Source organism: Streptococcus parasanguinis, assembly GCF_001069785.1.
Lineage (GTDB): Bacteria > Bacillota > Bacilli > Lactobacillales > Streptococcaceae > Streptococcus > Streptococcus parasanguinis_T.
Window position 1 is genome coordinate 187 of sequence record NZ_JVSR01000091.1, and the last position, 5,028, is coordinate 5,214.

2 protein-coding genes are annotated in these 5,028 nt (G+C 42.8%); both read left to right on the plus strand.

The window, feature by feature from the left end; genetic code table 11:
- The coding region (locus ADG03_RS08290; RefSeq protein WP_275043112.1) for a MucBP domain-containing protein at positions 1-2,289 on the plus strand (2,289 nt) is incomplete at its 5' end.
- Between the two features lie 181 nt (positions 2,290-2,470).
- The coding region (locus ADG03_RS11700) for a KxYKxGKxW signal peptide domain-containing protein (RefSeq protein WP_160312936.1) at positions 2,471-5,028 on the plus strand (2,558 nt) is incomplete at its 3' end.

Consider the following 5,028-nt stretch of genomic DNA (forward strand, 5'->3'; position numbering starts at 1 on the left):
TCAGTATCAGCTTCTACATCAGAATCTGCATCAGCGTCAGCGTCTGAGTCAGCCTCAGTATCAGCTTCTACATCAGAATCAGCTTCAGTATCAGCGAGCCAATCAGTATCAGCATCTGCTTCAACTTCTGTATCGGTAAGTCAATCAGTATCAGCATCTGAATCAGTATCAAACTCACTTTCTACATCTGTGTCTGTTTCAGCTTCAAATTCTTCATCGATGTCTGAAAGTGAAACACCTAAAGTTGGTGAAGTAATCATCACTTACATCCGTGAGAATGATGGTAAAGAAATCCAAAAACCTCGTCAAGACACACCAAACTCACCATATGACACACCATATAACACAACTGAGGAAGGTGAAAAACCTAATACTATCAAGACTCCAGACGGTAAGACTTATAAGATCGTACCAAAAGGTGACTACCCAGTAGGTAAAGTTGACGGTGACGGACACCTTGAATCATCTGATCCAATTAAAGGTAAAGTTGATAAACCTAAATCAACAATCACTTACGTTTATAAAGAAGTGAAAGGTGACGTTTACGTTCACTATAAAGACACTGACGGTAACACAATTAAAGATGATGTCACTGATGAAAAAGATCAACCAGTTGATAAAGATTACGATACAGTAATTGACAACCGTCCAAAAGAAATCCAATACAATGGTAAGACATATGAATTGGTACCAGCCGGTAACTACAATGTAGGTAAAGTTGACGAACAAGGTCACCTTGAGTCATCAGACGCTACAACAGGTAAGGTTATCGAAGGACGTAAAGACGTCACTTACATCTACAAACTCAAAGAACAACCAGCACAACCTAAGGGTAATGTCTACGTACACTATGTTGACGTTAATGGTAACAAGATTAAAGACGATGTTACTGACGAAAAAGATCAACCAGTTGATAAAGACTACGATACAGTAGTAGACAACCGTCCAAAAGAAATCGAATTCCAAGGTAAGACATACGAATTGGTACCAGCCGGTAACTACCCAGTAGGTCAAGTCGACGAACAAGGTCACTGGACAGGTGATGATGCTACAACTGGTAAAGTTGTTGAAGGTGATAAGAATGTCACTTACGTCTACAAATTGAAAGAAGATCCAACGAAACCTAAAGAAGGTGATGTTATCATCACTTACGTAGACGAAAAAGGTAAAGAAATCAAGAAACCTCGTCAAGACACACCAAACTCACCATATGACACACCATATAACACAACTGAGGAAGGTGAAAAACCTAATACTATCAAGACTCCAGACGGTAAGACTTACAAGATCGTACCGAAAGGTGACTACCCAGTAGGTAAAGTTGATGGCGATGGACACTTGGAATCATCTGATCCAATTAAAGGTAAAGTTGATAAACCACGTTCAATCATCACTTACGTTTACAAAGAAGTGAAGGGTGACGTTTACGTTCACTATAAAGACACTGAAGGTAACACAATTAAGACTTCAGTAGTGGATGAAAAAGATCAACCAGTTGATAAAGACTACGATACAGTAGTAGACAACCGTCCAAATGAAATCCAATACAATGGTAAGACATATGAATTGGTACCAGCCGGTAACTACACTGTAGGTAAAGTTGATGGACAAGGTCACCTTGAGTCATCAGATGCTACAACTGGTAAAGTGATCGAAGGACGTAAAGACGTTACTTACATCTACAAACTTAAAGAACAACCAACTCAACCGAAGGGTAATGTCTACGTTCACTATGTAGATGAAAATGGTAACACGATCAAGACTTCAGTAGTGGATGAAAAAGACCAACCAGTAGGTAAAGACTACGATACAGTTGTGGATAACCGTCCTAAGACAATCGTAACTCCAGACGGTAAAGTCTATGAATTGGTACCAGCCGGTAACTATCCAGTAGGTAAAGTTGACGGTGAAGGTCACTTGACAACAACAGACCCAACAACTGGTAAAGTTATCGAAGGTGATAAGAACGTTACTTATGTTTACAAACTTGTGAAGACTCCAAACATTCCAACACCAAACACTCCAGTGCCACCAACTCCAACACCAAATACACCGGTAGATCCAACACCTAATAAACCAATGGATCCAACACCAAACACACCGGTAGATCCAACACCTAATACACCAGTGAACCCAGTTCCTGAGCAACCAGCTAAACCAGCTCCAGCTCTTGAACAACTTCCAAATACTGGTGAAACAGGATCTGTAGCTTCAGCTCTTCTTGGAGCAGTTGCAGGGGTTGCAGGGGTTGCAGCACTTGGAAGCCGCAAAAAAGAAGATGAAAAATAATCTTCTATCCTAATTTGATTCGGTCATTTCAGGTATGTGGGAAATGAAAAAGGATCCAAAAAGAGAACCTCCGGGTTCTCTTTTTGTGTGCTGTTTTTTATGTTAAAAACTAGTCTTAATGAGTTACTTTTGGGGAAAATTAGTGTATAATAACTCGATATCTTATTTTTAAGGAGCGGACATGTTTTTCAAACGTTCGAAGGGTGAGTTTCGTGAAACGGAACGAATCACACGTTATAAATTAATCAAATCAGGAAAAACTTGGGTGCGGGCATCTGTCTCGCAGCTAGGGCTTTTTCGTATCTCTCGTACTGATGCGGCTGATAAAATCGTGAGACCTTTCGAAACATCTGCTGATCCAGTTCTAGCTCCGATTTCCAAAGGGATTCTTGTGTTGGGTGCTCTTGCTGGGGCGACAACGGTTGCCAATCCAGTATTTGCCGAGGAAAATGAGATGTATGCGACTGTTGGGTCTGAAATCAGCCCATCGACCGGTGTAGCGGGTTCGGATAGTTTGGTCTTGGGGACGACGTCTAACTCAGATTCTGCGTCAGCCAGTCAATCTATAAGTGAATCCATCTCATTTTCAGAGTCAGCTAGTGAAAGCGTCTCACTGTCTCAATCGGTATCTTTGAGCGAATCTCATGGTGTCAGTGCCTCAATGAGTCCGCCTACTTCAGAAATTGCTAGTAGCACTCTCTCAGAGAATGATACTATTCATGTAGCTACTTCTGAAACGAGTGAGAAAGAAGCAGTGGCTCAGACAACTCACTCGGAGGAGCAGGTGAAGCGTCTGCAGGTCTTGGCCTTGGATTTATATACCTATCGGGCACAGGCTCTGGAAATCCCTGGGACAGAATCTGCTATTGAAAATGGAGATCTGGCTTTAGAGGCTATTCGTACAGGCTTGTCCAATCCGGCAATCCAAATCGATGCAGTGGAAAGCCAGGCTAAGAGTGCACGCAATCGCTTGGTCAATGCGGTGCTTCGTGCGACATCGGGCCAACGAGATCCGCGGACAGGACGTGCATTAGATGCAGAGAATAGTTTTCGTGCGCCATTTTTCATGAGTGCTCCTGCAAATAATCATGTAATTACGGCCTATAATTCAGATCCTGTTAAGCTGCAGTACATTGTGAGAGAGCGAAATGGTGGGGTTATCCTGACCTATATGGGCTATGCTCCTAACAGCGAGCGGGTTGAAGGTGTATTGGTTCCTAATGCTACCTTGAAATCTCCGTTTGCACCGATGTTGATTGAAGGGAAAGTTGGAGACAAAGAGGTCGTAGAGCCTGGTAAAACATATACGATCACGGTTAGATTTACCAATTCAAACAATCAGTTTATTGATCGCTCTTTCCGAATTAAAGTGTTACCTCAAAATGACGGTATCCGTAACCCAATTAGGCCTGTGACGACAGAGATCTATGTCAATGATACTAGCAATGTAGCAGAGGTTGAAAAAGATAGGATCTGGGAGGCGTTTAAGGCCTCTAATCCCAAAATTGTAAGCTCGAAGGACTTTAAGGATTATTCTGTCTCCGCATCAGGTGTGGTAACCATTACTTATAAAGATAATACTTCAAATGATGTAACTGTTCCTGTCAAGCGTCTCCCAACGCCGACGGTGACGACGAGACTATTGGAGAAAGCAAATACCCAGACACCTGTAACAGTTACAGGTGCCAAGCCTGGGGCCACGGTCGTTTTGTATAACAACGACGAGGAAATTGGAACGGCTGTAGCTGATGCTTCTGGTCAGGCGGTTGTGGTCCCTACAGTGCCTTTGCAGTCGGGTGGAGTGAATGCAAAAACTCGAATCTTCTACGGTGACCATGCGGTTTATTCGGATGCAAGTAACTTGGTAGCAGTGACGATGGACTCAACAGAATATAGTCAATCTGTCTCGAATTCAGAATCGATGTCGACAAGTCAATTTGAATCACTTAGTGCATCAGAAGCAACTTCAAAGAGTGTTCTTGTATCAGTTTCTACATCCGAACTTGTATCTGTATCAACGTCTGAGTCGGTATCGGTGTTCGAATCAGAATCAGTCTCCGCGTCAGAATCGGTTTCAACGTCAGAGTCAGTTTCAAGTTCTGAATCGGTTTCAACATCTGAGTCAGTTTCAAGTTCTGAATCAGTGTCAGCCTCTGAGTCAGTTTCGACGTCAGAGTCCGTTTCTGTATCTGAATCAGAGTCAACATCAGAATCAGCGTCAACATCTGAATCAGTCTCAGCGTCTGAGTCGGTTTCAACGTCTGAGTCAGTATCTACTTCAGAATCAGTTTCAGCCTCAGAGTCAGTTTCAAGTTCAGAATCAGTTTCAAGTTCAGAATCGGTGTCGATGTCCGAGTCAGCCTCAACGTCAGAGTCCGTTTCTGTATCTGAATCAGAGTCAACATCTGAATCAGTCTCGACGTCTGAGTCGGTATCAACATCTGAATCAGTCTCGACGTCAGAGTCCGTTTCTGTATCTGAATCAGCGTCAACATCTGAATCAGTCTCGACGTCTGAGTCGGTTTCAGACTCTGAATCAGTGTCAACATCCGAGTCAGCATCGACATCAGAGTCAGTTTCAGCATCTGAATTGGTTTCTACGTCTGAGTCGGTTTCAAGTTCTGAATCAGCTTCAACATCTGAATTGTTTTCTACGTCAGAGTCGGTTTCAAGTTCTGAATCAGCTTCAACATCTGAATCAGTCTCCGCGTCTGAGTCAGTTTCAAGTTCTGAATCAGC